The sequence below is a fragment of the Peribacillus simplex genome (assembly GCF_030123325.1).
GTDB classification, from domain to species: Bacteria; Bacillota; Bacilli; order Bacillales; family DSM-1321; genus Peribacillus; species Peribacillus simplex_D.
The window spans coordinates 1,771,656-1,798,193 of the sequence record NZ_CP126106.1 but is presented as its reverse complement, the minus strand read 5'-3'; the positions used below and the strand labels follow the sequence as shown (position 1 = coordinate 1,798,193).

The 26,538-nt window shown below is 35.1% G+C and carries 21 protein-coding genes and 6 pseudogenes; 12 read left to right on the top strand and 15 right to left on the bottom strand.

The features are described from left to right. Window positions 1–465: 465 nt before the first annotated feature. Window positions 466–936 (top strand): hypothetical protein, encoded by a 471-nt coding sequence (locus tag QNH43_RS08705; protein WP_283917489.1) that lies wholly within the window; start codon window positions 466–468, stop codon window positions 934–936. Window positions 937–1,137: 201 nt separating this feature from the next. On the opposite strand, the pseudogene QNH43_RS08700 reads toward QNH43_RS08705, so the two are convergent. Together QNH43_RS08700 and QNH43_RS08695 are read right to left on the bottom strand one after the other, a co-directional pair. Then, window positions 1,138–1,643 (bottom strand): annotated as a pseudogene (locus QNH43_RS08700) (IS110 family transposase); the annotation flags it as partial. 590 nt (window positions 1,644–2,233) lie between these two features. Then, window positions 2,234–3,490: a cation:dicarboxylate symporter family transporter gene (locus tag QNH43_RS08695; RefSeq protein WP_283917488.1), complete on the bottom strand. Its 1,257-nt coding sequence runs from the start codon at window positions 3,488–3,490 to the stop codon at window positions 2,234–2,236. A 453-nt stretch (window positions 3,491–3,943) separates the two neighbouring features. On the opposite strand from QNH43_RS08695, the pseudogene QNH43_RS27735 reads away from it, so the two are divergent. After that, a pseudogene (locus tag QNH43_RS27735) lies at window positions 3,944–4,009 on the top strand (recombinase family protein); the annotation flags it as partial. Between the two features lie 35 nt (window positions 4,010–4,044). Here the strand turns inward: QNH43_RS27735 and QNH43_RS08690 are convergent. Together QNH43_RS08690 and QNH43_RS08685 are read right to left on the bottom strand one after the other, a co-directional pair. Next, window positions 4,045–4,512 (bottom strand): UPF0158 family protein, encoded by a 468-nt coding sequence (locus tag QNH43_RS08690; RefSeq protein WP_283917487.1) that lies wholly within the window; start codon window positions 4,510–4,512, stop codon window positions 4,045–4,047. A gap of 137 nt (window positions 4,513–4,649) precedes the next feature. Next, window positions 4,650–5,060 carry an Lrp/AsnC family transcriptional regulator gene (locus QNH43_RS08685; protein WP_283917486.1) on the bottom strand — a complete coding sequence of 137 codons (411 nt, stop codon included), beginning with the start codon at window positions 5,058–5,060 and terminating at the stop codon, window positions 4,650–4,652. Between the two features lie 117 nt (window positions 5,061–5,177). Here QNH43_RS08685 and QNH43_RS08680 point away from each other — a divergent pair, with 117 nt between their 5' ends. Together QNH43_RS08680 and QNH43_RS08675 are read left to right on the top strand one after the other, a co-directional pair. Then, window positions 5,178–5,939, top strand: a complete 762-nt coding sequence (locus QNH43_RS08680; protein WP_283917485.1) for an MBL fold metallo-hydrolase — start codon at window positions 5,178–5,180, stop codon at window positions 5,937–5,939. Between the two features lie 48 nt (window positions 5,940–5,987). Then, complete coding sequence (locus QNH43_RS08675) at window positions 5,988–6,401, top strand: ester cyclase (protein WP_283917484.1); 414 nt, start codon at window positions 5,988–5,990, stop codon at window positions 6,399–6,401. A 1,061-nt stretch (window positions 6,402–7,462) separates the two neighbouring features. On the opposite strand, the gene QNH43_RS08670 is transcribed toward QNH43_RS08675, so the two are convergent. Further along, window positions 7,463–8,146 (bottom strand): response regulator, encoded by a 684-nt coding sequence (locus tag QNH43_RS08670; RefSeq protein ID WP_283917483.1) that lies wholly within the window; start codon window positions 8,144–8,146, stop codon window positions 7,463–7,465. A 658-nt stretch (window positions 8,147–8,804) separates the two neighbouring features. Between QNH43_RS08670 and QNH43_RS08665 the strand changes: the two genes are divergently transcribed. Beyond that, a complete protein-coding gene (locus QNH43_RS08665; protein ID WP_283917482.1) occupies window positions 8,805–8,930 on the top strand; it encodes a spore germination protein in 126 nt (41 codons plus the stop codon). Between the two features lie 224 nt (window positions 8,931–9,154). Then, window positions 9,155–10,497 (top strand): IS3 family transposase gene (locus tag QNH43_RS08660; RefSeq protein WP_283917481.1). Its coding sequence is split into 2 segments (ribosomal slippage): window positions 9,155–9,596 and window positions 9,596–10,497, totalling 1,344 coding nucleotides; the frame shifts between segments, so codons are not numbered across the junction. Window positions 10,498–10,524: 27 nt separating this feature from the next. Here the strand turns inward: QNH43_RS08660 and QNH43_RS08655 are convergent. The 7 genes and pseudogenes from QNH43_RS08655 to QNH43_RS08625 form a co-directional block, all read right to left on the bottom strand. After that, window positions 10,525–10,656, bottom strand: a complete 132-nt coding sequence (locus tag QNH43_RS08655; RefSeq protein WP_283917480.1) for an anti-repressor SinI family protein — start codon at window positions 10,654–10,656, stop codon at window positions 10,525–10,527. Window positions 10,657–10,709: 53 nt separating this feature from the next. Further along, window positions 10,710–10,957 (bottom strand): annotated as a pseudogene (locus QNH43_RS08650) (Glu/Leu/Phe/Val dehydrogenase dimerization domain-containing protein); the annotation flags it as partial. 742 nt (window positions 10,958–11,699) lie between these two features. After that, window positions 11,700–12,002, bottom strand: a pseudogene (locus QNH43_RS08645) (class I SAM-dependent methyltransferase); the annotation flags it as partial. Between the two features lie 739 nt (window positions 12,003–12,741). Next, window positions 12,742–13,578 (bottom strand): alpha/beta fold hydrolase, encoded by an 837-nt coding sequence (locus QNH43_RS08640; RefSeq protein ID WP_283917479.1) that lies wholly within the window; start codon window positions 13,576–13,578, stop codon window positions 12,742–12,744. 404 nt (window positions 13,579–13,982) lie between these two features. Then, window positions 13,983–14,588, bottom strand: a complete 606-nt coding sequence (locus QNH43_RS08635) for an alpha/beta hydrolase (RefSeq protein WP_283917478.1) — start codon at window positions 14,586–14,588, stop codon at window positions 13,983–13,985. After that, the gene (locus QNH43_RS08630; RefSeq protein ID WP_283918318.1) at window positions 14,585–15,532 is read right to left on the bottom strand and encodes a ring-cleaving dioxygenase; all 948 of its coding nucleotides are present in this window, start codon (window positions 15,530–15,532) and stop codon (window positions 14,585–14,587) included. Before QNH43_RS08630 ends, QNH43_RS08635 begins: the two co-directional genes overlap by 4 nt. Before the next feature lie 105 nt (window positions 15,533–15,637). Continuing rightward, entirely contained in the window at window positions 15,638–16,579 is a 942-nt protein-coding gene (locus QNH43_RS08625; protein WP_283917477.1) for a ring-cleaving dioxygenase, read from the bottom strand. A gap of 482 nt (window positions 16,580–17,061) precedes the next feature. Here QNH43_RS08625 and QNH43_RS08620 point away from each other — a divergent pair, with 482 nt between their 5' ends. The 5 genes from QNH43_RS08620 to QNH43_RS08600 all read left to right on the top strand — a co-directional run bounded on the left by QNH43_RS08620 (window position 17,062) and on the right by QNH43_RS08600 (window position 21,661). Continuing rightward, a complete protein-coding gene (locus QNH43_RS08620) occupies window positions 17,062–17,619 on the top strand; it encodes an NADPH-dependent FMN reductase (RefSeq protein WP_283917476.1) in 558 nt (185 codons plus the stop codon). A gap of 187 nt (window positions 17,620–17,806) precedes the next feature. After that, window positions 17,807–18,451 carry an isochorismate family cysteine hydrolase YcaC gene (ycaC, locus tag QNH43_RS08615; RefSeq protein ID WP_283917475.1) on the top strand — a complete coding sequence of 215 codons (645 nt, stop codon included), beginning with the start codon at window positions 17,807–17,809 and terminating at the stop codon, window positions 18,449–18,451. Window positions 18,452–18,580: 129 nt separating this feature from the next. Continuing rightward, a complete protein-coding gene (locus QNH43_RS08610) occupies window positions 18,581–19,225 on the top strand; it encodes a hydrolase (RefSeq protein WP_283917474.1) in 645 nt (214 codons plus the stop codon). Beyond that, the gene (locus QNH43_RS08605; protein ID WP_283917473.1) at window positions 19,222–19,815 is read left to right on the top strand and encodes an antibiotic biosynthesis monooxygenase; all 594 of its coding nucleotides are present in this window, start codon (window positions 19,222–19,224) and stop codon (window positions 19,813–19,815) included. The genes QNH43_RS08610 and QNH43_RS08605 overlap by 4 nt, the downstream gene beginning before the upstream one ends. Window positions 19,816–19,828: 13 nt before the next feature. Then, window positions 19,829–21,661: an amidohydrolase gene (locus QNH43_RS08600; protein ID WP_283917472.1), complete on the top strand. Its 1,833-nt coding sequence runs from the start codon at window positions 19,829–19,831 to the stop codon at window positions 21,659–21,661. Window positions 21,662–21,805: 144 nt separating this feature from the next. Here the strand turns inward: QNH43_RS08600 and QNH43_RS08595 are convergent, their stop codons facing one another. Further along, window positions 21,806–22,249 (bottom strand): GNAT family N-acetyltransferase, encoded by a 444-nt coding sequence (locus QNH43_RS08595; RefSeq protein ID WP_349654809.1) that lies wholly within the window; start codon window positions 22,247–22,249, stop codon window positions 21,806–21,808. A 1,425-nt stretch (window positions 22,250–23,674) separates the two neighbouring features. Continuing rightward, window positions 23,675–24,778 (bottom strand): annotated as a pseudogene (locus tag QNH43_RS08590) (ATP-binding protein); the annotation flags it as partial. A 761-nt stretch (window positions 24,779–25,539) separates the two neighbouring features. Between QNH43_RS08590 and QNH43_RS08585 the strand changes: the two are divergent. After that, window positions 25,540–25,723: pseudogene (locus QNH43_RS08585) on the top strand (GNAT family N-acetyltransferase); the annotation flags it as partial. Between the two features lie 192 nt (window positions 25,724–25,915). Here the strand turns inward: QNH43_RS08585 and QNH43_RS08580 are convergent. Next, window positions 25,916–26,395: a GNAT family N-acetyltransferase gene (locus QNH43_RS08580; RefSeq protein ID WP_283917471.1), complete on the bottom strand. Its 480-nt coding sequence runs from the start codon at window positions 26,393–26,395 to the stop codon at window positions 25,916–25,918. Window positions 26,396–26,538: the final 143 nt, after the last annotated feature.

Genomic DNA, 26,538 nt, shown 5'->3' with positions numbered 1-26,538 from the left:
AGAATGAACGTTCTAAAATAAACACATGAATTTCAAACCATGATTAAATCATACCCTTTCTAGAACGATTAGTAAAGAATTATAACTAACCAATAATCCCCAATATATTTGCTACATATCACAATGTTATCCATTAACTTTCACTTAGGGGTACCGTCAAACATTTCTTCTATTCGTTTAGTTTTTCAGGATTGTCTTCTTCCACTGTTTCAATTAATGGATCAAACTCTTCTCATACCAAATAAACAAGAAACAGCAATTAGAAAAAACCATCTGAGCCCTTACTCAACCAAACTGCCCCAAATCTGAATACGTCCCCTTGGCTGTTGTGATACGCTTGCTTACCCATGAATTATCAAGATCATAATATAGAACCTAGACCTCCCCAACTATCTTAATAAAGGTGGCTTTTCAGTGTACCCTAACCTATAATTAATCTGATATCTAGCACTTAAGGAGACAACAATGTATATCTGGAATATTAACAACCTCGTCATGGCATTACAGGAAGGAACGATTTCTGACAAACAAAAGAAAAGTTACCGTATTATTTTTTGGGTATTAGTTGCACTTACGGTGCTTCCACTACCTGTAGTTTATAACCCTGCAATTATGAATAGATATGATGTTATTGATTTAATTTTATATATTTTTATCAATGCGATTGCAATTTATCTATTAATCAGTATTTATAAAAAGAGGAGTAGAAAAGATTTAGGTTTCTTCTTGCCCTTTGTTGGCTTAATGATTCCACTGTTTTTACGGAACATCTTATGGTCTATACTTTTAACTATAATTGGTTATACTTATATTGGATTATTTGCCCCTTATCATTCATTTGAAGAAACTAATATAATCGATGTAATTATCACGGCTATAGTCGAAATTGCCATGAACATTATGTTTGTTCATTACTTTAAAAAGATATATAACTAGAAAGCACCTTTCAGGTGCTTTTTTTATCTTTGACTTAAAATCTTACTTCCCTTACAGCACCACCAACAAGTATCACGATTCATTCCCATTAATTCCTCTTTAAAACAAATTCCTCTAGGCTAAGATTTTCTCTGCTTGCTGCCCTTTCTAAATTTATTGGATTTCTGAACATCTGGTTTAAATAAATGGTCAGCAAACTTCTTGTCCCTGAACGACCTGTAAGTCAACGTTGAGAAGATCGCGAAGGTTTTTGTCCACTCGGAGTTCTGCATAAATTCCTTGAGGAATTGTTGGTTCGGCATATCTTCCGTCTTTGACTAATTGTGCGATGACTTTCGCATCTTTCACGTCATTCTTTGTAGGTGAATTATCGTCTAATTCTTTACTTGCTTAACATGTAGTGAATTGACAGATACGAACTTAATATTATTCTCTTTTAGAAGATGAGCTATATTTAACAAGTAGTGACCGGTTGGCTGCATGCCTACAATCACTTTAATTAACTTACACTCTTTAACAAGTTGGTTAATCCAATCTAGAAATGAACAAAATCCTGCTTTCGTATTTTCAAAAAAACACGTTTTACCCAGTTCCAATCCTCTAAAACCCTGTGCTCTCGCGACATGATTGTGCTTGGCTATATCTACTCCGACAATTAAGGTTTCAGAAGTAATTTGAGTGATTTTATGATTTTGGTTATGATTCATTGCGAGACCTCCAAATAGGTGTTTTTGTCCTTTTTTAGCTGGCCAGCTTAGGACTCATTAATCTTATCAAGAGGTCTTTTTTCGTTCAAACCTCATTTTCAGTTAATACAGGAATGCTGCCCCGTTACTTGAATAAGAAAAAGGCTTCACTCCATAATGAAGTAAAGCACCCGTTCGTTGTATAAGACTTGTAGCTTTAGGTTAATGTTTGATCAAATTGATAATAATAACCTTGATAAACAACCAAAAGAAAGAGCGTGTTTTGAAAAAAGATTGATTAAAACACGCTCTTTATATATTCAATTCAATCATTCTTTTATAAAAAAGTTTGATCACTACTGTGATCCTTACTCCATAAAAAAAGCCCGATTGAGGAAGATCGATATATAGTAAATGATAACTAAAAATTGTAAAATACTCTGAATTACTTACTTCAGATAAAGAGTCCATCTCTTCCCAACTATAATCTTGAAGTTTTACACCAAAACCATAAAAACATTATCACGGTTATGTTGAGGATGAACTTCCAATCATTTAGGTTAATTTCTTCAAAGAGAATTCCGATTCCTATTCTTAGTCATTAAACTCGGTCATGAAACATTATGCGACTTTATTCTCTCTTCATTAAATTGACCTTCCCATTTAGAGATGACGATTGCTGCAAGTGAATTACCAATAACGTTTACTACTGTACGCCCCATATCAAGAATACGGTCGATACCGGCAATAAATGCTAAACCTTCAATAGGGATACCAACTGTTCCCAATGTCGCTAAAAGAACTACGAAAGATACACCTGGTACACCCGCAATCCCCTTGGACGTGATCATTAACACTAGCATTAGCGTAATTTGCTCATACACGCTTAAATCAATTCCATACATTTGAGCGATGAAGATAGCTGCTAACGCTTGATATAATGTAGAGCCATCAAGGTTAAAAGAGTATCCAGTCGGAATAACAAATGTAGCAATATGTTTCGGACATCCCGCTTTCTCCATTTTTTCCATGATTTTCGGAAGAACCGCTTCTGAACTTGCTGTAGAGAACGCAAGGATCAATTCTTCTTTTAGAAGTTTAATCAACGTAAAGATATTGAAACCGACAAATTTCGCTATAAGACCCAGAATGACAATTACAAAGAAAATCATTGATCCGTATACAGAAAGCGCTAACTTTCCTAACGGAATTAAAGATTCCAAACCGAACTTGGAGATGGTCACACCGATTAGTGCAAATACACCGATAGGAGCGAATTTCATGACCATGTTAGTTAGGTAGAACATTCCTTCAGCTGTACCTTGGAAGAAACGGAATACTGGTTTACCCTTTTCACCGATGGCCGCAATACTAAGTCCAAACAACACGGAGAAGAAAATGATCGCTAGCATATCGCCTTGTACCATAGCTTGAACTGGATTGGATGGTACAATGTGAACGAGTGTATCTACAAACGATTCATGCTGCTTAGTTTCTGCTGTATCAACATACGTGGAAATATCAGTTTGTGCCAGCTTATCCATATTCACACCAGCACCAGGCTGGATGATATTCGCTGAAATTAAACCAACAGCAATCGCTATCATAGTTACCACTACAAAGTATGATAATGATTTAGCACCTAGTTTACCTACCGCTTTCAAATCACCTACACCTGCAACTGCAACGATAAGGCTTGAAACGATGATTGGCACTACAATCATTTTAATCATTCGTAGGAAAATGTCTCCGAATGGCTGTAAAAAGTTTTGGGCCGTTTCATTACCATAAAAAATGGCACCAACGATAATCCCTAGTATTAAACCAATGAAAATTTGGCTAGCTAAACTTAATTTGAAATTCTTCATTTACTTTCCTCACCTTTCCTTTTTCATTATGCTTAAGCTTTTTTACTTTTTGACCTTTGCTACCTGACTCTGTATCCCCTAACGATTACAATTGTTAATAAAAACTTAACTTTTCATTTACTTTATCATCGAAATTACATCATCCTACATAAAACTACAAAAACTCACATTTATTATTTTAGAATATTCTGAAATGTAAACGCACCCATTTTTTTTTTGCGCATGCAAACATGCGAAAGAACAAGTATAAGAGTACTTGTTCTTTCGCTGTATAATTAATGATTCCTACTTCTATCGCTTCGTTTCAAAATAAAGAACTTGAAAGAATTTTTTCACGTTACTTCGACTATAAACGCTGCTTGCTCCTGAGCCTTTTTGAAGTGCTTTAATCTTTGGCCGGACCATGGCAAATCAAAAAACTTTGTAGCTTAATTTTTCATTTTCGAGCTTAATATTAGTGAACGAACAAAGTCGGATCTTCAAGCAGCAAGATCAAGAGGTAAGAAAGGCGGGAGACCGGTATAGGTTATTTAGACAAGGCACACTAGAGTTATCTATTCAATATAGTTGACGTTATTATCTTGACACCATTCTTTAGCAATTTGTTTAAAACGCTCATCACGATATAAATACCATTGATCTTCGATTTCAAAAACTATTATTTTGTCCTTAAATCTTCTAAAGGCACCCTTTCCCTTGATTTCTAATAATAAAGTATTTTGCTTTCGTAGATCACTAACAGTTAGGCAAAAGTCTTCCATCATTTCATATTCATTGACATCATATTTAGTTGGTAACTCTATATAATTCTCAAAGTTTTCAACAACATCATTAGCCCCCCTTAAATTTTCTTGTTGCCAATCAGGTAAATGATCGAATGGTTCATCATCTTCAGCAGCTCTCAAATCATTAGAAGTTACAAAAATAATCTCACCAGTTTTAATATTTAGAAATGATTGAGACTCTTCAAACTGAATTTCCAATTCTTCAATAATATCTTTAAGCTTTACTTGTACATTCATGATATGGGATCACCTTCTATATTTTTTTACAATCGCACCTGTTAGTTGAAGAAAAAGCTGCCTCAAAGACAGCTCCGAACTTCAGCTAAAGCACCCGTTAGTTTAAGTATATTTGTTCACAAACTCTCCGTATAACACTATTTATTAATAACAATTGATAATTTATAATTTGCATGCTCGTTTAAGTCTTCCAAAAATTGATTTAAAAGTTCATTTGATGGAAATTTGCATTCAAGAAGATAACAGCCATCTCCACTGATTTTATAGTTATTTATGATGTATTGTTCTTGTGTTTTTATGAACGATAGATAAGGTTGGTGATAAGTGCTTTGTGTAATGATAGTAATAAAAGCATGGATAAAGCAACCTAATTTAACTTGATTAACTTTAATAGCATATCCCTCAATCACTCCATTATCTTCTAATTTGGCAACTCTAGATGCAGCTGCTTGACCAGTCAAATGGACTTTCTCACCCAATTCTTTCATCGTGATTCGACTGTTTTTGGATAGTTCATGCAAGATACCCATATCCGTATTATCTAACATTTATTCAAATCCTTTCATTTATCAAGTCAAATGGGCAAAAGACTTGATTTCATCTATGTATTTGCTAATTGGCCATAGTATAAACTATACGTAGATCAAAGAAAAGGAGCGATAAAGATGAATATTAAACAAATTCGAAATGCCACACTTGTTGTCGAATATGCAGGCAAAAAGTTTTTAATAGATCCGATGTTAGCTGAGAAAAGTACGTACCCACCGTTCCCAAATTCATTAAGACAAGATCAATTTAATCCTTTAGTTAGTTTACCAACATCGATTGAAAATATTATTCATGATATAGATGCTGTCATTGTCACTCACCTACATCTAGACCACTTTGATGATGTTGCCAAAGAGGTATTGCCAAAAGGTATCAAAATGTTTGTTCAAAATGAAGAAGATGCTACAGAAGTTAGAAACGCCGGTTTCCAAAATGTAGAGGCTTTACAAGAAGATACAGTCTTTGAGGGTATCCAATTAATCAAAACAAAAGGCGAGCACGGAAGAGGAGAAATATTAAAACTTGCTGGTTTAGTATGTGGCGTTGTCTTCAAACATTCAAAAGAAAAAACGTTATATGTAGCTGGAGATACAGTATGGTATGACGCAGTCCAAGAAGTGATCGATACAAATAAACCAGAAATCATTGCTGTAAATGGTGGAAATAACCAATTCCTTGAAGGCGGTTCTCTCATCATGGGGAAAGAGGATATCTATGAAGTGTACAAGTCTGCCCCTAACGCTCAGATTATTGTGAGCCACATGGAAGCTGTCAATCACTGGACACTATCAAAAAACGAATTAAAAAGCTTTCTTGATGAAAAGGGGATCTCTTCTACTGTTTTAGTCCCAGATGATGGCGAATCATATACATTTTAAAACAGACAAAACATTTTCGTTTTCATGTTGAACGAGAGGAGAGATCACATGTCAGTTGAAACAAATAAAGAATTTGTTCGTCGTTTTTATGAAGCAATTGAACAAGAGAACTATGAGGCACTTAAAGATTTCTGCCATCAAGACTTTGTATTTTATCCACAAGTTGATACGCCTTTTTTTGGCGTAGAAGGTCTTATCGAATCAGAAAAGAAAAACTTTGATGCTTTTCCAGGCTTCAAAATGCCGATTAAATCTATGGTAGCTGAAGGAGATCAAGTAGCCGTTTATTTCATATTTGAAGGTACGCATAAAGGTACTCCATTTCATGGTGTCTCCGCAACTGGAAAAAACGTTAAATTTTCTCTTCTGATGCTTTTACGAATTGCGGACGGCAAAATCATTGAGAAAAGATCTCATGTTGATAAGCATGATATTCTCCGGCAACTTGGCGTTAACTCCTAACTCTTTAAATGATAACTATGTGATAATTTCTTAAGTAGTCAATTTACTTATCATGAGACCCTTTAAGGGTCTTTTTTATTATTCTAAAAGCTATCGATGTGATGATTAAATAGATTAAATAATAACTACCGTGTTAGTTCGTACTCTGTGTGTCCAGCCAGCTCTAATGTCGTTTTCTTTTTTGAATTATTAAACGTCCGTTTGTTTAATTTACTTGCAATAAAAAAGTGTACAATTCCTCCTTGAATTAGTGCACTTATATATATACCTTATTCAACTATTCTGCCCCTTTAGTTCTATAATGACTTATTGTAGAGTTGACACAAACTGTGCGGTAATTTATTTAATTGAATCTGCTGTTTATTTTAGCATGGCTTTTTTACTAATGTATTTTCATACAAACCAACTCCTTAACCTTTTTTTATTATACTGAGTACCTTGAAGATTATTATTATTTATTAAGTGCATGCCTTGTTCCTTTTTCTATTTTGCTCCGAATTACCCACACCGGTGGCGTGTAACTTTAAGGGAGCCGTATCTAACTTTCAAGAAGGAATTAATGCAAGCATCCTGGGCGTTGCTTGCGACCAGGAAACCCGCATTGAATGTGGGTTTGGAGGTGTAGGAATGTCCCAAATTTTCACACCGACCTATAATGATTGAGGATTCTCTCCTATAATGTGAAGGAAACTCTGATAAGGTAATTCCGCAATTTCATCATCACTTATCAAAAGTAATCCTCAAAGTTCAATAAAATGGCCTTCATGGCATGGCTTGAGTTTTCCTTTTTTACTCAGGGAGTTCCAACCTAGAGATAAACCTGCTTTCCACTAATTAGGGAAGAGAAGAAGGAAGGACACAGTTCGGAATAGTAGATTTCCATGTTTAAAACAAGTGAAGGACTCCATAAAAACAGTGAAAAAGTCAATTTTTTCAAAATAACAATATAACCTCAAAAAAAACGAGCATTTAGAATTGCTTCTAAGGCTCGTTTCATGAAAAAGTCCAGCTCTTCAGCAAGCATTGCGAAAACTGAAGAGCCGGGCTTATCATAAGGTAAATTATTTCACTTCTACCCAGCTTTTTTTAATAGCTAGAACAACAGCCTGTGTACGGTCGTTTACATTCATTTTTTGAAGAATGCTACTCACATGGTTTTTTACTGTTTTTTCACTAATGTATAAAGTTTCGCCGATGGCACGGTTGCTTTTTCCGTCTGCTAAAAGTTGAAGAACTTCACACTCGCGTCGAGTCAATAGGTGACGCGGTCTTCTGATCTCTACAGCATGCACTGAATCACGATCAGCCCCCTCTTCAGCAGCTAAACGGCGATATTCTTTGACTAGATTATGGGTCACCTTTGGATGAAGGTATGAGCCACCTTCTACGACTACACGAACAGCATCAATTAACTCATCTGCATCCATTTCTTTCAAGAGATAACCTTGTGCTCCTGTTTTCAATGCATGCTGTACATAGTTTTCATCATCATGAATCGATAAAATGATGACTTTCGTTTCAGGGTAACGGTTTACAAGCATTTTAGTCGCTTCGACACCGTTCATATTCGGCATGTTGATATCCATGATAACAACATCTGGTTTGTGTGTTTTAACAAGATCCATAGCCTCGCTTCCGTCATTGCCTTCGGCAACAACATCAAAGGAGGATTCAAAATCTAATATACGCTTAACGCCTTCACGGAAAAGCTGATGGTCATCGATAATGGTGATACTAGTATTCAACGGCTTCTTCCTCCTAATTTATTTAAATGCCTATTCTTATTCTCTAAAATTTGTAAATGATAGGGAACTTTTATAAACACCAAAGTACCTGCCCCTGGTTGTGTGAATCAATTTTCATTTCGAATTCGTGCAGCTCGACTGTTTCCCTCATGCCTACCAAGCCAAAAGAACCCTCTTTCAAGAGGCAGATGTCCTTTTTGGTAACGATTTTCATTTTTTTATATTAACTATTTATTGTCAGACTGTATTTTCAAGGTCCGATTCAAGGCTAAAGTTCATCAAACTACATTAATAAAAACATAGATTTAATTTATATTATGAACTACATAATAATACGTAAATATACACATCAATTAAAATTTTTCATGAAAATAAACTTATGCATCGGTCCTTATACTGCATGAAATCAGATTTAGCGTAAATACGCATTGAATAAAACTAATGAGAATTCACCTCTGAACTTCATATAATAGGAAAATATAATGATTTTGAAGTGTTCCTGACAAAGGCATGGGAACATCTTTCACCATATTAGCGGATGACCAGGGCATCTTTCTATTCGACTGAGTATCATCACGGTTTTCTCAATTCCTTTTTACTAAGTGAGGGTTTACCGTTACAACCCCAATTTGTTTAAATTTGAAAGATTAATCATGTAATGGCCTGTAGGTTCCATTCCCACATTGAGGATAAACCCTATTCTCCCTTTCTTCAATTTATTTCAACGGAACGACCCGATGCAGTCGCATCTCATATTTTTCAGGGTAGAATCGTGTTATGGTAGCTAGCTCTCCCAGGTAGAAGCCATACTTGAATAAAAAGGATACTTTTCTGAATAGTAGTAATCGAAACAATAGCTAAATAAATGATTAGAAGGACAGAGCAGGAGACTAAACATACCTTTTGTCGTTAAACTGCGCACGAGATAAAAGATGAAATAAAAAAAGACCTTAATTGAACTGCACCCCAATTGTTAGACACCATCTAACAATTGGAGGTGCTTTTTTTATGACAAAATATTCATTAGAGTTGAAATTAAAAGCTGTCCTTGTTTATTTAGAAGGAATGGACTCATTTAGAACTGTAGCCAATCAATTTAATATCAGTTTGACTCCTTTAAAGCAATGGGTGGCGCATTATAAAGAACATGGGATAGATGGGCTAATGTCTACCTATACAAATTATGATATTAGCTTTAAGATGGATGTACTAAACTATATGAACGATTTTGGAGTGTCTAGTACCCATGCAGCTGCTGTGTATAACATTGCTTCTCCTTCTACCATTACTAATTGGCTAAAGCAATTGGAGGAGTACGGAGTTGACGCTCTTGAAACGAAGAAAAAGGGGCGTCCATCCATGAAAAAAGAAACGAAGAAAAAACCAGTAGAAGGGTCATTAGAGGCGTTACAGGCTGAAAATGAAAGATTACGTGCAGAGAATGCATATTTAAAAAAGTTGAGAGCCTTAGTTCAAGAAAGCGAAGCGTCCGAACGCAAAAAGCGAAAGTAGTACATGAGCTAAGGGGAGATTTTAATTTAAAGCTACTTCTGTCCGTCGCAAATCTGGCAAGGAGTACCTATTATTATTGGATAAACGCCTTCGGGCGTCAGGATAAATACGAAGAAATAAAGCCAGTTATTCAGGAGATATTTCATACGAATAAAGGGAGATATGGGTATCGACGCATTACATTGGAATTACGTAATAGAGGGATTTCAATGAACCATAAAACGGTCCTTCGATTGATGAAGGAGTTGGGACTAAAGTGTCTGGTCCGTATGAAGAAATACCGTTCATACAAAGGCAAGATTGGAAAGGTTGCGCCTAATATCCTCAATCGTAATTTTAAGGCAACAAAGCCAAATCAAAAATGGGTTACGGACGTAACTGAATTTCATTTACACGGTGAGAAGTTGTATTTATCGCCCATTCTAGATTTATTTAATGGAGAGATCATTGCTTACAATATCGAATCACGTCCTGTTTATCCCTTAGTCTCCAAGATGCTAGACCAAGCCTTTATGCGATTGGAATCGAAAGATTCCCCCGTTCTCCATTCAGATCAGGGCTGGCATTACCAGATGAAACAATACTCACATGATTTGAAAAGACATAACATTATACAAAGCATGTCCCGCAAAGGAAATTGTTTAGACAATGCCGTCATAGAAAACTTCTTTGGCTTACTGAAATCGGAATTACTTTATTTACAGAAGTTCGACAGCATGGAGCATTTCAAAAAGGAACTGGAAGATTATATCCATTATTACAATCACCGACGAATCAAAGTAAAACTAAAAGGCATGAGCCCAGTAGATTACCGGGTTCATGCCCTCAAGGTTGCCTAATTAAATAAAGTGTCTAACTTTTTGGGTTCACTTCAAATCAGGTCTAGAAGATTGATTTAAGAATTCTCTTATTTCATCAATAGATATACCTAACTCTCGAGCACATACTATCAATTCTGCCCATTCCCTATCTAAATCTTTGGAATTTAAATAATGCAACGTATTTGACCTCCTACCTGGTTGTAGTCCCTTCCCTTGAGAAGTTTTCTTTTGCCGCATTTTATACTCATCCACTTGGATAATGTTTTTACTTCCTCTTCATTTACATCTGGATGAAAACGTCCCTCCCCTTCCGTAGGGCCAACTGCATCGTTATGTTGAGAACGATATCCGGTAAATATTTTTACAGAATTATCATCCACCGAATGGGGATGCGTAATGTAAGGATTTTAAGCGGTACTTTTAACAACTCATACATATCATTGTTATACCCTAACAATGGAACGGCTTCTTGGATAATTGATTGAGCAGAGCTTAATCAATCTAATGTTTCACTTTGCTTATTGTCTTGCTTCCGATCTTGATTAAAATTAACAGGGGCTGCCAATTTCATTCTTTACAACACGTATTCTATAAGTTGTTTGATTTTTTAACATATTATTTTTTTACAACCGACCAATGCAATATTAAGAATGAACTACCAATAGGGATTTTAACTACTCTATTTAGTAACGAATTATTAATCGCTCTTAGTTCGTTATTAATCAGTTCGGTTTTTCGTACTAATTTAAGGAAGTGCTAGTTTAATCATCGGTGGAAAGTTCTTTCCTTCTTAGACTCCTGGAAAGAAAAAAATCAGCAGAATAATGAAAAAGATAGTATAAATTTAGACTCTTTTACTTCGGTTTAACCATAATCTGAATAGTGGTAATTTAAATATTAGATAAATAAATAAAACAATAAACAACATATCAACGTTATTATGCGCTTTCAAGATTACTCTAATAAAAACATAGATTTAATTTATATTATGGACTACATAATCATACGTAAATATACACATAATTTATAAATTTTCATATTTAACATTTAAATTCGCCCTCTTACTTAATGAAGTGGAGTATATTCTATTAAATTAAACTCCCCTTACTTATTCAGGTGGAATTTATTCTATTAAACTAAAACGTTTCTAGGGTCTAGCCTATAAAATTTTTAATTATGAACAAAAAAAGAACCTCTAAAGAGATCCCTAAATTATATTTTTAGTTGATTAATTTTAAAAAGGTAAATTTATCAAAGGCATTAATATATACCAACCCATTTTTAATCAACCCATTTTTCACCTTTTCGATAATAATTTTAATATCCTTATCAGGAAAAAAATTAAGTACATTAGAAAGTATAATTAAAGAATATTTATTTGGTTCAATCTCAAAAGAAGTTATATCTTGAACTTTAGCGTTAATATTCAAATCGTGCTCTTTCGAAAGTTCCAAACAACGTTCTACTTCTGTTTCCGAAATATCGATACCCTCAACAGCAAATCCCTGTTTAGCAAAAAAAGGGCATTTCTTCCCTCTCCAATACCTATGTTTAAAACCTTTCCGTTTTCAGGAAGCATTTCAACATATTGAGATAAGATACTATTAGGGGTAGTACCAGCGAAGCTGTCACCACCAGCAATATGGAAATGTCAAGATTACAATAAGTTATTTAAATTTAATACTTCAAACAGGCATACCCCCGTCCTGTTTTAGATGGGGGTAAATTAAAGTTGTTAAATTTTTTATAAAGTATGCTTTAGCATCAAAGTCTTTTAAAAAACTAAGTTTTACTCCGCAATCGCGCCCGATTCTTGAATAAGTAGTTACCAACTATTAGCTGGGTTTGTGGAACAACCAAAAAGAGCCGTAGAAGGAAAATAATCCTAGAGTTCACGAAAAAATATTCATACATTATATATTATTTCTGCATTTCTAATTGGTTTCTCTATATTCAAGTAATGTTTTTCTCCTAACCAGTATCTTCTTTTATATTTATTTAGTCTAGCTTGACACCGAATTCATGCCAAGGAAGTTGCTTAAATTTCGTGCCTAACTTTTTGGGTTCAGATCAAACGAAGATCCTTTTGTGATGCTTTTTCAACTAAAGTGCATGTGACTAAGGAGTTATTTTACTGCTTTAACATTTTATCTTTTGTTATTATGGTCACTTCCAGCAAACCCTCCACACCGTCTCATACGATATAATTAAGAGTTTTTCTACAACCTTATAAAAAAGAAAGAAGAATGCTCCTCCATCTTATTAATCTTTTAAAAATGTTAGTAACGCTTCATTAAATTCTTTTGCATGAGTTGCGTTTAATCCATGCGGACCACCCTTTATTAGAGCGAGCTTACTATTAGGAATGGAATCATATGTACGTTTTCCACTTAACTCAAAAGGTACGGTTGCATCAGAGTCACCGTGAATAATAAGCGTAGGTATATCGAACTTTTCCAAGTCCTTTCTAAAATCTGTCTTACTAAAGGCAGTAATACAATCGAGCGTTCCCTTAGGTGATGCACTAGCTGCAATATCCCGATTATATAAACGGAATGGCTCACTAACTAAATCTGTTCGATTGCCAGCCGCGAAAAATCCCTTCGTAAATTTGTCAAGAAATGCAAGGCGGTCATTTATCACGCCACTTTTGAATTCTTCAATTGTTGCATCATCTAATGCTCCTTCAGGATGATCCTCTGATTTGTATAAATAAGGAGGAACTGCTCCAGCAAAAACAGCCTTTTCAATACGATCTGTTCCATACGTACTAATGTATCGAGCTACCTCACCTCCACCCATAGAAAAACCAACAAGTGTGACATTTTGAAGATCTAAATGTTCTAACAGTTTATGTAAATCAGAAGCAAATGTCTCATATTCATATCCTTCCCACGGCTGAGATGATTTTCCAAATCCTCGACGATCATATGTTATGACTCTGTAACCTGCTTCAATAAGAGCAGGCACCTGATATTCCCAAGAGCGTCCACTTAAAGGCCAACCATGTATTAAAACAACGGGTTTCCCTGAACCATGGTCCTCATAATAAAGTTCAATTGGAGCATGATTTTCATTACCTACAGTAAATTTCGCCATATAATTTCCTCCCAGAATTTTCATTATTAAATCTATATTCTTGCTTCTCTAATCAAAAAAACTCTTTACATCAAAACATTTAAAATATTTTTTTGCAAAATGTTTATAGGATTATTATATTCCCTGTATCGGAATTATAAAATTATTCAAAAAATATTAAATCAATTAATATTATTAGATTACAATTTATTTGTTTAATCCAAGGTGTGGAAATTATTGAAAATATTGAAGAACTTAAACTGAAAAATCGAATTTAGAAATTTCTAAGCAACTCCAATTGGGGTATCTTCAATTAAGTTAGAATTAGGAATCACAGCCCTTCCTAAAACATCAAGGCTTAGTTATCGATTTCACTTTGCAAGTTTTAAATTATTTACAAAAAATTTAATTTGTATTACTAAAGTTTAAAAGACCCTACGATACCAATGAGCCGCAGCTTCAACTTCATCAACAGTCAATTGATGCCCCCTATTTTCCCAATGAATTTCAACTTTTGCATTAGCCTTTTCAAATAAGGATTGAAGTTCAGTAGATTCCATCGGCGAACATATGGGATCATTTTTACCAGCAGCAATAAATACTGACTTTCCCAACAAATCAGGAAGAACAATTCCTTTTCTCGGTACCATGGGGTGATGGAGAATGGCTCCCTTTAATGCATTTTGATAGTGAAATAATAAACTAGCAGCTATATTAGCTCCATTTGAGTAGCCAATAGCAATGATGTTTTCTCGATCAAAATTATACTTTGCAGCAGAATCATCAAGAAACTGATTTAATTCTTCCGTACGGAAAATCAGATCTTCTTCATCGAATACACCTTCAGCTAATCTCCGAAAGAATCGAGGCATTCCATTTTCCAATACATTTCCGCGGACACTTAGCACTGAAGCTTCGTCATCAATCCTTCCCGCTATAGGTAATAAATCTAATTCATTTCCGCCAGTACCATGTAGTAATAATAAGGTCGGTTTTGTTATATCTTTACCCTCATTAAATATATGTTTCATGATTGATCTTCCTCCAGAACGCGAACTTCCACAGTAGGTAAGGCTTCTTCTAATTCTTCTCGTTTTGGCTCCAGCCAAGATGGTAACATCAGTTTATTTCCAAGCTCAGCGACAGCTTCATCAACGGAAAAGCCTGGCGGATCGGTCGCTATTTCAAAAAGGATACCGCCTTGTTCATGGAAATACACAGCTTTGAAGTAGTTTCGATCACGAATCTCAGTCGGATAATACTCCTTATCTTGAAGAAGTGTTCTCCATCTCAAAAGCTCTTGTTCATCCTTTGCCCTCCATGCGATATGGTGAACAGTTCCAGCCCCTTTTAACCCGCGAACCGAAGGAGTTAGTTTAATATCAATTGTATTTCCAAACTGACCCTCAGATTTAAACCTAAGGAAGCTCGCTTCTTGCCCAAGACATTCGAGCCCTAATACCTTTTCAAGCACATTCGCAGTTTTATTAGGCTGAGTTGAAATTAAAATAGCACCACCAAGCCCTTTAATTGCAACCTCTGAATCGACTTCTCCAAAACTCCAATTATTTTTTGGCCCTTCATTTCGTTCCACTAATTCAATTTCGAGACCATCTGGATCTTGAAATTGTAAATATTTTTCTCCAAAACGTACTGATTGAATAAACCTAATTCTAAATTTTTTCAAACGATTTTCCCAAAATTTAATCGATTGATTCGGGATGATAAAACTGGTTACTCCAACCTGTCCTGTACCAATTCGACCTTTTAACTGCTTTGGCCACGGAAAAAAGGTTATAACAGATCCAGGTTGACCAGTTTCATTTCCAAAATAAAGATGATAGACTTCTGGACGATCAAAGTTTATCGTCTTTTTTACAAGTCTTAACCCCAGTATGCCAGCATAAAAATCAATACTTTTCTGGGCATCGTTCACCATTGCTGTTATATGATGGATCCCTGTTGTTTTTTGCAACCTCACCATTCCTATTCTTTTCATTACTTTGATCAAGAAATTAATTAGGTCTCTCTAAAGAATAAACCTCACCTAATTTTGCATAATTTGTACCGGCTAACCAACTCACAACTCTAATTCTCTTACCTCAAATGGTAATAAACTTTGTTTAATCTGCCCTCTAAACTCTTCATACTGCTCTGGCAACATTAATTTTTCTCCCATCGTCGCTTGGGATTCATCGTGGGCAAATCCTGGAGGATCTGTTGCAATCTCAAAGAGAATTTCCCCGTGTTCTTTAAAGTAAATCGCATTAAAATAGTTTCGATCTCGTACAGGAGTTACCCCATATCCATTTTCCTCAACATATTTTTGCCATTCCAATTGGTCTTGATCATCCTTTGCCCGCCATGCAATGTGGTGTACGGTTCCAGCACCCATTGTCCCGCGTCCTATTGGCATTAATTTTAAGTCAATGACATTGCCAATTTCTGCTGAAGAACGGTAACGTGCAAAGTCGCCTTCCTTGCCTATTAATTCTAGTCCCAATATGTTTTCTAACAATACAGCCGTTTTGTCAGGATAGGCCGATAATAAAGTAGCACCGCCAAAGCCTTTAATAGCTACCTCAGGTGTTACCCCGCCAAAGGTCCATGTATTTACCTCCCCTTCTTCCCTTTCAACAATTTCCAAGTGTAGCCCATGAGGGTCATCAAATTCCAAGTATTCCTCGCTAAAGCGCTCCCTTACAGTAAAAGGAATATCGAAGGATTCCAGTCTTTTTTTCCAGAACTTCATAGCTCCTTTTGGAACAACATAAGATGTAACGCCTACTTGACCATCACCAATTTTTCCTTGACTAGCTCCTGCCCATGGAAAAAAAGTCATGATTGTTCCTGGTTTTCCACCCTCATTACCAAAATAAAGATGGTAGGTACCTGGATCATCAAAATTGACAGTTTTTTTCACTAAACGTAAACCTAATACACCTGAATAGAAATCAACATTCTCTTGAGGATGACCAACAATTGCAGTAATGTGGTGAATACCCATCGTTTTTTTACTCATATTATTTTCACTCCCATTTTTATTTCTGGTTAGACACTAACCTTAAAAAAGCATCGCCAATTTGTCGATAATTGTATATACGACTTTATGGGTGTTTTTTCCTTTGTCCGAAGTTTTTTATTGTCTATAAATATTGGATCTTTAATTTTATTAAAAAAAGAAGCATGGAAATTATTCACAATACCCATTATTAAGTTGGTTAAATAAAGGGGTATCGCCCAACATTTTCGATATCAAAGTGATATTGATGATATATGATTTCCAATGATTCATATGAAATAGGTCAGAAGGAGAAAAAAGTTATAGTTGTGGTTGACATTATTGAAGTTTTTACAAGAAAACTAATGAGAAATCCTTACATCCTAGATTTTTTGTACTAAACACTTCATTAAATTAAACAGTTTGATGATTAGGCATAAAGCCACTTTTTTATGTTGGTATATCATGGTACGATGAGGTGATTTTAACAAAGGAGGAAATATATGACAAAGACCATAGGCCTTATTTGTGGTAGTTTACGAAAAAACTCTTATAATCGGATCATTGCTCAATCATTAACAGAGATGGATGATTCCCATCAATTTCGTTGGATTGAGATTAATAATCTACCTTTTTTTAATGAAGACTTAGAAATAAGTGTTCCAGAAGCAGTGACATCATTTAAATCTGCTATCCAGGACGTTGACGGTATCATTATTGTAAGTCCAGAGTACAATTCCGGAATTCCAGGCGTATTAAAGAATGCATTGGACTGGGCATCAAGACCTAGGGAATCTGCAGTTCTTAGTAGAAAACCGGTTGGTTTAATTGGTGCAACTCCTGGGGGATTAGGTACTGTTTATGCTCAAATACAAATCAGAGAAATACTAGAAGCTATGCAAGCTCATGTTCTTCCATTTCAAAAAGTGCTGATTTCCCAAGTACATGAAAAGATTGATTCCGATCAGAAAGTGCTTACTGACGAAAAGACAATACGTTATCTTCAGCTTTATTTACAACAATTTATAAATTGGATAGATAAAACTCCTGCTTTAGATTAATAGAAGCATTTTTTTAAAATAGTTTAATTGTTTTTTCTAACTTTGAGGAAATTATTGACGTGTCTTAAGTTTATAGCTAAACTAATATCATTAGTCAGTTTAGTTATAAATCGATTGTAACAAACGAAGGAATTTATAATAATATTTAAACTTTCTTCGATTACTTAATTTTTAGGAGGAATACATAATGTCTGATCTCTATTCTCGTATTAATAAAGATGATGCTGTCGTTCTTTTAGTGGATCATCAAACTGGTCTTATGGCTGGACTAGTGCGTGACTATGGTGTTGATGAATTCAAGAACAATGTTTTGGCTCTTGCTCACACTGCTAAGTTTTTTGATTTACCTGTTATTTTAACAACAAGCTTTGAAAACGGACCTAATGGACCACTAATGCAAGAATTGGTTGATCTTTTTCCTGACGCGCCAAAAATAGCTCGTCCTGGACAAATTAACGCATGGGATAATGATGATTTTGTAAAAGCAATCGAAGAAACTGGAAAAAAACAACTTATTATCGCGGGCGTAGTTACGGATGTTTGCGTTGCATTCCCGGCACTTTCCGCTATAAAAGCTGGGTATGAAGTATTTGCTGTTACAGATGCTTCAGGAACTTTCAGTAAACAAGTTGCAGAAGCTGCCAATACGCGTATGGCACATAGTGGCGTGCAACTTATGAACTGGTTTAGCGTAGCGTGCGAATTACAACGCGATTGGCGCAACGATGTCGAAGGTTTTGGCAATTTACTTGCTAGTAATCTTCCAGGTTATCAAAATATAATTGGAAGCTATATGGGAGCTCAGCGAGATCTTAGTAAACAAAATGCATAAATTTAGCGCTGATTTAATCAGCGCTCCTTTTTATATAAGAAGTATGGCAAGGCTTTTATTTTTTCGATTACAGCTGAAACTAATAATTGCCTTTAAGATGAAACAATTTAAAAAAAGGAGTGTTTTAATATGAGTAATTTAGAATTGTTAACCCCGGAGAACAGTGCATTAATTTTGATCGATTTTCAGCCTCAAATGACTTTTGGAGTTGCAAGCATTGACAGACAAACATTAATGAATAACGTTATGCTGCTTGCTAAATCAGCAAAAGCTTTTAACGTACCTACTATTCTAACTACAGTTGAAACACAAAGCTTTTCTGGTTATTTTTGGCCACAAATTCTTGACATATTCCCAAACCATGAAATTATAGAACGTAGTTCAATGAACTCTTGGGAAGATACAAAATTTGTTGAGGCAGTTAAAGCAACAGGTAGAAAGAAATTGATATTTGCAGCACTTTGGACTGAAGTTTGCCTTGCATTCCCTGTGCTTGAAGCAATTAAAGCTGGCTATGAAGTTTATGCAGTTGATGATGCTTCAGGTGGTACTAGTTTGACAGCACATAACGCTGCTATGCGTCGTGTAGAACAAGCTGGAGCAATTCCAGTGACAGCAATTCAAGTTTTACTTGAATACCAACGTGACTGGGCACGCAAAGACACTTATGATGCTGTTATGGAAATTGTAAAAGAACACACTGGTGCTTATGGTCAAGGCGTGGAATACGCATATACTATGGTACATGGCGCGCCTCCAAGCAGGAAAATATGAATCAAGAAAGAGTAACTTTCGGAGAAACTCATACAGGGAACACTATGGATGCTGGTGGTCCAGTAACAACGATTGTTACATGGGAAATTCAAGAAGGTAGAGAAAAACAGTTTGAAACGTGGAGACATGAAATTGAAGTTGCGGCTACTAAATTTCCAGGGCATTTAGGCGTAAATCTAATAGTCCCCAATAACGGATCCAGAGAGTATACTGTTGTTTTTCGCTTTGATACGTATGAGCATCTACGTGCTTGGCAAGAATCAGATATTCGTCGAGATTTGTTAAAAAAGGCAGAACCATTTCAAGCTACTAATCCAACTTACAAAACTGAAAGCAGTTTGGCTTATTGGTTTGTTACTCCGAAAACGCCAGTTCCACCGCCAAAATGGAAAATGTCCATTGTTACCGTTCTTGGTGTATGGCCTCTTAGCAAGTTGGTTCCTATAGTGATAGGACCTATTATAAAAAATATGAATCCTATTATGTCAACTTTTTTTGTTTCAGTATGTATAGTGTCTTTGCTATCATGGGTAGTAATGCCGATTCTCGGTAAAATATTTCATCCATGGTTACAGAATAATAGGAAGTAGACGAGGTGTGAACATGAATTTACCGGATATGATCTTATATAACGGAAAAATCACTACCCTTGACCCATCTCAACCTGAGGTATCAGCTATCGCCATAACTGATGGTTTAATCACTGCAGTAGGTGGAGATGAGCTTCTTGATAGTGCCACTGAAAAAACCAAAAAAATAGACCTTAAAAGAAAGAGAGCTATTCCGGGCTTGAATGACTCTCATATACACGTTATTCGTGGCGGTCTTCATTATAATATGGAATTGCGCTGGGAAGGTGTGCCATCACTTGCTATTGCTCTGGAAATGCTTAGAGAGCAGGCAAGGCGTACACCTGCTCCCCAGTGGGTAAGAGTAGTTGGAGGTTGGTCTGAATTTCAATTTAAAGAAAGACGGATGCCAACTTTGGAAGAGATTAATGCTGTTTCTGAAGACACACCTGTCTTTGTGCTACATCTTTACGATAGAGCACTTGTAAATCGTGCAGGGTTGCGTGCACTGGGATACACAAAAGATACCCCAGACCCTCCGGGCTGTTTAATTCAGCGAGATAAACGAGGTAATCCAACGGGTCTTTTAATTGCCAATCCTAACGCTTCTATTCTATATTCAAGTTTGGGTAGAGCTCCAGTACTTAATATTGACGACCAGATTAACTCTACTCGCCATTTTATGCGCGAATTAAATAGATTAGGTATCACAAGTGCCATTGACGCAGGTGGTGGATTCCAAAATTATCCTGATGATTACAAAGTTGTTGAACATTTAGCCGAGAAGGATCAATTAACTTTGCGTATTGCTTATAATCTTTTTACGCAAAATCCAGATCATGAATATGAAGACTTTGCTTCATGGGCAAAAATTGTTTCTCCGGGTCAAGGAAATGATAAGTATAAAATGAATGGTGCCGGAGAAATGTTAGTATTCTCGGCAGCCGATTTTGAAAAATTTCAAATGCCGCGTCCCGACCTTGCTACGGTGATGGAAGCTGACTTAAAGAAAGTAATTTCTCTATTGGTGGAAAACCGTTGGCCATTCCGTTTACATGCAACTTATGACGAGTCAATAACACGTTTCTTAAATGTTTTTGAGGAAGTCAACAGGGAAATTCCTTTTAATGGTCTACGCTGGTGGTTTGACCATGCAGAAACAATCTCAGATCGTAGTATGGAACGTGTTAAGGCATTAAATGGCGGTATTGCCATCCAAGACCGCATGGCTTTCCAAGGTGAATACTTTGTTGATTTATACGGAAAGGAAGCTGCAAAGCATACTCCTCCGATTTATCGTATGCTAGACCTGGGTATACCTGTTGGTGCCGGTAGTGATGCAACGAGGGTTTCCAGCTATAACCCTTGGGTTGCTCTTTACTGGATGGTTGCAGGAAAAACTATTGGTGGTCTTTCGATATACGATGAAAAGAATAAACTTGACAGAAAAGTAGCCCTGGAACTATATTCCAAAGGAAGTGCATGGTTCTCCGGTGATGAAGATAAAAAGGGTACCCTTGCAGTAGGTCAGTTTGCTGATATTGCTGTATTGTCTGCTGACTACTTTACTGTGCCAGAAGAAGAAATCAAAGACCTTGAATCATTACTCACCATTATGGGTGGGCAGGTTGTTTATGGAAATGATGAATTTAAAAATTTATCACCTGAATTGCCGCCAGCATCACCTGATTGGTCACCGACGGGAGTTTATGGTTATGGTGGTGCTAACCTAGCCCACAATATACTTTCTCACGATACCCATGATCACAAACATAGTTGCAGTAACCCTCTCCATCAACACACTCATACCGTAATAGGAAAAGATGGAACTAAATGGGGTATTGGTTGTACTTGCTTTGCTTTCTAATAAGGGTTTGGGCCGAGGTCGGACCCAAACATAAAAAATGAAAAAAGCCTAACTTTCTCTTTAAAGAGAAAGTTAGGCTTTTTATATTATTTAAATAAAGCAAAAAACGAAACCAATTACAAATAAGCAGTATAATCTATACTCCTACTGAGTAAATAATTCCAAAATACACAGATCTTCAAATCGATTTTCTTTCCTCACATGGTCAATTAATATCCGTTCTTTTTTCAATCCTAATTTTCGCATCACTCTTCCTGAAGCTGGATTTGAATTAAAGTAACGAGCAAATACTTTATGGTATTGCTTTTCTTCAAATGCAAAATTAAATATAGCTTGAGCTGCCTCTGTAGCATATCCATTTCCCCAAAATTTTTCACCAATCCAATAGGCTAATTCACCATGATTAAACTTTTGGCTGTTAGATAGCGCTATAGCTCCATATAATTCTCCACTTTCCTTATCTGTTATAGCAAATTCATATGATTTATTAGCATTAAAATTATCAAGATGATGCTCAATCCATGATAAAGCATCATCTATAGAGTATGGATAAGGTTGGTACAAAGTATTTTTAAGGGGTCCTACCACATGACCATCGTTTCGTCTTATCAGCTAAAACGTTAGGCAGGTCTAACAAAGAATAAACAAATAGGGTCCCTGATAGGAGAAATAAAGAGGCGACTCCAAGAATGTCCTTCATCGGTATCTTATACGTATCTCCGTTTTTCTTTTTCAATTTATATTCCCACAAGCATTACAAATGATAAGATTAGTAAAAAGAAATACTGTGCCAAAATTCTTCAATTCCTTTTTTAGAGTTTCCTCTTATACGTTTTACGAATCAATGATGGTTTCAATTCATTTCTTGCCAAAATAACCCATAGAAAGGAATGAAACCTTATTGAACTATACTGCCCCTTTAGTGCTATAAAGGATGCCTTAGCAACCTTCCTTATGGAAATAAAGCACCCGTTAGTTTAAGTACAAACCTTCACAATCTTGCTAACCTGCCACGAAAATAAGCGACCTTGTTCATCCTAATCGAATGACATGGTCGCTTATACTATTTCCTCACTCATTGTTTTTTACTAATCCTTTCATTATAAAAAACTTATTTTAAGGTGCTTTATAATAAACTCATACTAGATTTTAAACCAAATTAATATCTAGCGTATGCATAAGTATGCACCTTTCGTTAGTCCAGTGGTATCACCCTCTTTTCTATATAAATTGCTATAGATTGGTTTCTCTTAGGGAAGGGATGGTTTCGCTTAGAGAAAATAAGATCACGTTAATTGAAAAGAAGGGAAGATACGATCATGTTAATACCCAGCGTAATGTATATCACGCTTTCGCCTAACTCAATTCATTGGAATCACCTTCTTTCTTATTAAAAATTTTTTGTGTATATCGAGGTTTACTTGTCCTTATTATAATAAATAATCTTTTTATTGTAAATATTCAGAATTTTTAGATTTTATGTGTTTTCCTCTCCTTTCTTCTCTTTTTCTCTCTTTTTCTACAAGTTTCGCATGTTTTGAAAAATTTATTTTACATTGTTGAACTAACCTGCCCCTTTAGTGCCATAAGAAAAAGGCTGCCTCAGCAACCTTCCTTATTGAAGTAAAGCACCCGTTGTTGCATAAGACCTATTGTAGAGTTGACACAACTCTCCTTGGTTTTAGACATTCGCAGTGCCATTATCTTAAGGTTAATGTTAGTGTTAAGTTATTAATAACTGTAGCTTTGAAACAAAGTTTGATCAAAATTACTATAAGAAACCTTGAAAAATCAGAAGTTGGATTCCCTTGGGAAACCTCGTCATTCCTACATTCCGTGCAGTCCGTGAAATTTCACGGATTTGCACGGTTTTATACATCATAGAAATACCAAGGCTTCTAAGCGCCTTGGTATTAATTTCCCACTCTGAAATTGCATAAAGTCTTGTATAAGATATACTAATCAATCAATATTTGTAAGTAGTCATATCCAGTCGTACAGCAACGTCTGGAATCACTGAAAAGCCTTTCCCATGAAAGAAATTAAAAGAATCCTTTGATAAGAAAGATAATAGATGGGAAGAATAACATTAACTGTTGTTCCTTTATTCATTTCACTTTCAATAACTATCTTTCCTTGATGTGCTTCCACAATTTCATAGCAGATCATTAACCCTAAACCAACCCCTTTTTCTTTGATACTATAAAAAGGTTCTCCAAGATATGGGATACGTTCTATTGGGATCCCACATCCTTGATCGATAAAACAAATACTTACTTGATGACTATCAAGTGTATCGATTTGAACCAAAATTTCTCCTCCCGTTGACATCGCTTCAATTGCATTTTCTAAGATATTGATAAACACTTGTTTTAATTGGTTTCCTTCACAAGGTATGTAGGGAATTTCTGATTTAAGCACTGTTCTGATTTGTATATTATTCATCATTGCTTTAGGTTGAAGTAGCGTTATAACTTGTTCTGCTAACATGCTCAAATTATTGAGTTGAATCTTTACTGCTTGTGGTTTAGCTACTATCATAAATCTATTTGTAATTACTTCTATTTGTTCAATTTCTGATGATATTACATCTATGTACCACTGATTTTCTTTATTTTTCATTGATTGTATTAGTTGTATAAATCCTTTAATAGTTGTTAGTGGATTTCGAATTTCATGAGCAATTGCTGTAGCTAATTGTCCTACCACATCAATCTTCCCTGATTTTCGTAGTAACTCTTCCGTTTTTAAACGTTCAGTGATATCTCGAGTAATAACCATTGCAACTTCTTTTTCACCTAATCTAAAGATATCGATAATAAACTCAGTATCTATTTTCTCTTCTATTTTAAAAACATATTCGTCTCGGAAAGTGAAGTAATGTTTTCCCTTTTCGAAATCTTTTATAATGTTTATAGTTTTAATGTTTTCAGGAAGAAAATCCATAACAGATATGGAAAGAATTTTTTCCTTACTATAACCTAATCTTTTACATGCAACTGGATTTACGTCGAGAAATCGAATTGGAAATCGATCCTCATTCAATTCTAATAGGTAAATTGCATCAGTTGCATGTTCAAATAGAGCACAGTATTTCATCTCATTTTCTCGTAATTGTAGTATAGACATATAACTTTCTTGTAATTGTTGAATAGATATATAATTTCACTCCTTTCAATATAACCTCTAATTTTCAAAATATTCTAGATATTATATATTGTATATTGTATATTGGAAAGGGATTTGATTCAAGAATCCTTGTTTATATTTTATTCATATTTTTCATGAAGCATAAAAGTGGTTCTATATAAATCCTGTTAAACATATCGACATGTATGAGGTCCCATCTTTTCTGTCTACACTCAACTATTTGGAATTGCTGTATAAGATCCGATTCTCTTAAAAAACTAGAGTAGAAAAAAGTATATAAAACTACTTTTTTTGATATTTTTCAGAAAATTCCGACTTTTATATTTACAACATAAAATTTTTATTGTATGATAATCTTACTAAATTAAAAGAAGGTGATACCAATGAAATAGCGAAAGGCGAAGACGTATAATATATACGTTGGGTATCAAGAGAGCTCTGTTTTTTCTAAAGAATACTTCTTAGCCATCCCCCTTTTTCAAAAATACGAATCTTCTCTTAGAAAAATACTGAAACTGGTATTAAAAAATAAATAAAACAATGAAAGGATTAGATTACAAAGTAATGGTAACTCAAGAAGAAATAATTTAAGCGACCTTGTGTATCCTAATAGGAATGACAAGGTCGCTTACAAATTTTTATTTTACTCTAGTTCATACAACATCTTATTATCAAAAATCAATTGTATCTTAAAATCTATAAAAACCCCCTTCAGCTTTATAAATTCCATAATAGATAATTCCGGATTCTTAGGTACTTGGATTGGAAAACCGTATCACGGAAAAGGATATAATAGACCTGCTAAAGATGCTTTTTTTTAAAGAACTCTTTAATGAGCTAGGTATTGAGACGGTTTTTATGCGGATTCGAGAAGAAAATATCCGTTCCATAAAAGCTGCCGAAAAACTTCCTAAACGGAAAGTATTACCTAGTATTTAACTGACCTTTTAATTCTCATATAATGCAAACAAAATCCCAACAATGAATCCATTTTAATCAATCTTTTTTTAAAATTTATGGTAATTAGCTAACCGTTTTTCTATTTGTATAATTGATAAATTTGGTGCATCGTAAAATGCAGTTATTTTTAGTTGTGGTCTTACATTATTTTATTGATAGTCTCATGATAATTTCTTCGCCGATACGTCCTATTTGTCTCTCATTTGTATCTTCAAATCCTACTTTTAAATATAGTTTTTGTGCTGGAATATTATCTTTATCTACAACTAATACAATTTCATCACATTTAGGGAATTCTGATTTAACAAACTCATGCAGTAATGACATCCCTTGTTTAGCGTAGCCTTTTCCTTGCTCTGTAATATTAATTGATAGTGCAGTTAATAACAAAGCGTTCAGATTAGTGGAGTATTTCTTTACTCGGTCGTTTGAATTTAGTAGAAAGAAACCAACAGGTGTATTATCACTTAAAATAACTATACGATGCTGTCCATCAGTAGCTTCCCCAAATTTGTTTGGCAATGCAGAAAATTGTTTTTGTTCGTCTGTAAGTACAAAAGAGTTCAATCCTGTCAAATACTCACTTGAAAAATGCTTTAGTTCAACACTATTAATATTTTCCATAATATAATTCCCCATTCATATTAAATCTAGAGTTAATATATATCTTAAAAAGGGTTTTTATGTCTCCTCCTGCAAATTAATCGACATATATATTATTTTTCCAGCCCAGTAGTAATACGCACTGCGTGGGATGCCAGCTACAT

Coding starts and splice junctions, on each gene's coding strand:
- QNH43_RS08610 (WP_283917474.1), top strand. CDS start 18,581: ATGAGTAATTTAGAATTGTTAACCCCGGAGAACAGTGCATTAATTTTG.
- QNH43_RS08690 (WP_283917487.1), bottom strand. CDS start 4,512: ATGAATGTACAAGTAAAGCTTAAAGATATTATTGAAGAATTGGAAATT.
- QNH43_RS08685 (WP_283917486.1), bottom strand. CDS start 5,060: ATGTTAGATAATACGGATATGGGTATCTTGCATGAACTATCCAAAAAC.
- QNH43_RS08675 (WP_283917484.1), top strand. CDS start 5,988: ATGTCAGTTGAAACAAATAAAGAATTTGTTCGTCGTTTTTATGAAGCA.
- QNH43_RS08695 (WP_283917488.1), bottom strand. CDS start 3,490: ATGAAGAATTTCAAATTAAGTTTAGCTAGCCAAATTTTCATTGGTTTA.
- QNH43_RS08665 (WP_283917482.1), top strand. CDS start 8,805: ATGGCCTGTAGGTTCCATTCCCACATTGAGGATAAACCCTATTCTCCC.
- QNH43_RS08600 (WP_283917472.1), top strand. CDS start 19,829: ATGAATTTACCGGATATGATCTTATATAACGGAAAAATCACTACCCTT.
- QNH43_RS08620 (WP_283917476.1), top strand. CDS start 17,062: ATGACAAAGACCATAGGCCTTATTTGTGGTAGTTTACGAAAAAACTCT.
- ycaC (WP_283917475.1), top strand. CDS start 17,807: ATGTCTGATCTCTATTCTCGTATTAATAAAGATGATGCTGTCGTTCTT.
- QNH43_RS08625 (WP_283917477.1), bottom strand. CDS start 16,579: ATGAGTAAAAAAACGATGGGTATTCACCACATTACTGCAATTGTTGGT.
- QNH43_RS08680 (WP_283917485.1), top strand. CDS start 5,178: ATGAATATTAAACAAATTCGAAATGCCACACTTGTTGTCGAATATGCA.
- QNH43_RS08580 (WP_283917471.1), bottom strand. CDS start 26,395: ATGGAAAATATTAATAGTGTTGAACTAAAGCATTTTTCAAGTGAGTAT.
- QNH43_RS08635 (WP_283917478.1), bottom strand. CDS start 14,588: ATGAAACATATATTTAATGAGGGTAAAGATATAACAAAACCGACCTTA.
- QNH43_RS08640 (WP_283917479.1), bottom strand. CDS start 13,578: ATGGCGAAATTTACTGTAGGTAATGAAAATCATGCTCCAATTGAACTT.
- QNH43_RS08605 (WP_283917473.1), top strand. CDS start 19,222: ATGAATCAAGAAAGAGTAACTTTCGGAGAAACTCATACAGGGAACACT.
- QNH43_RS08705 (WP_283917489.1), top strand. CDS start 466: ATGTATATCTGGAATATTAACAACCTCGTCATGGCATTACAGGAAGGA.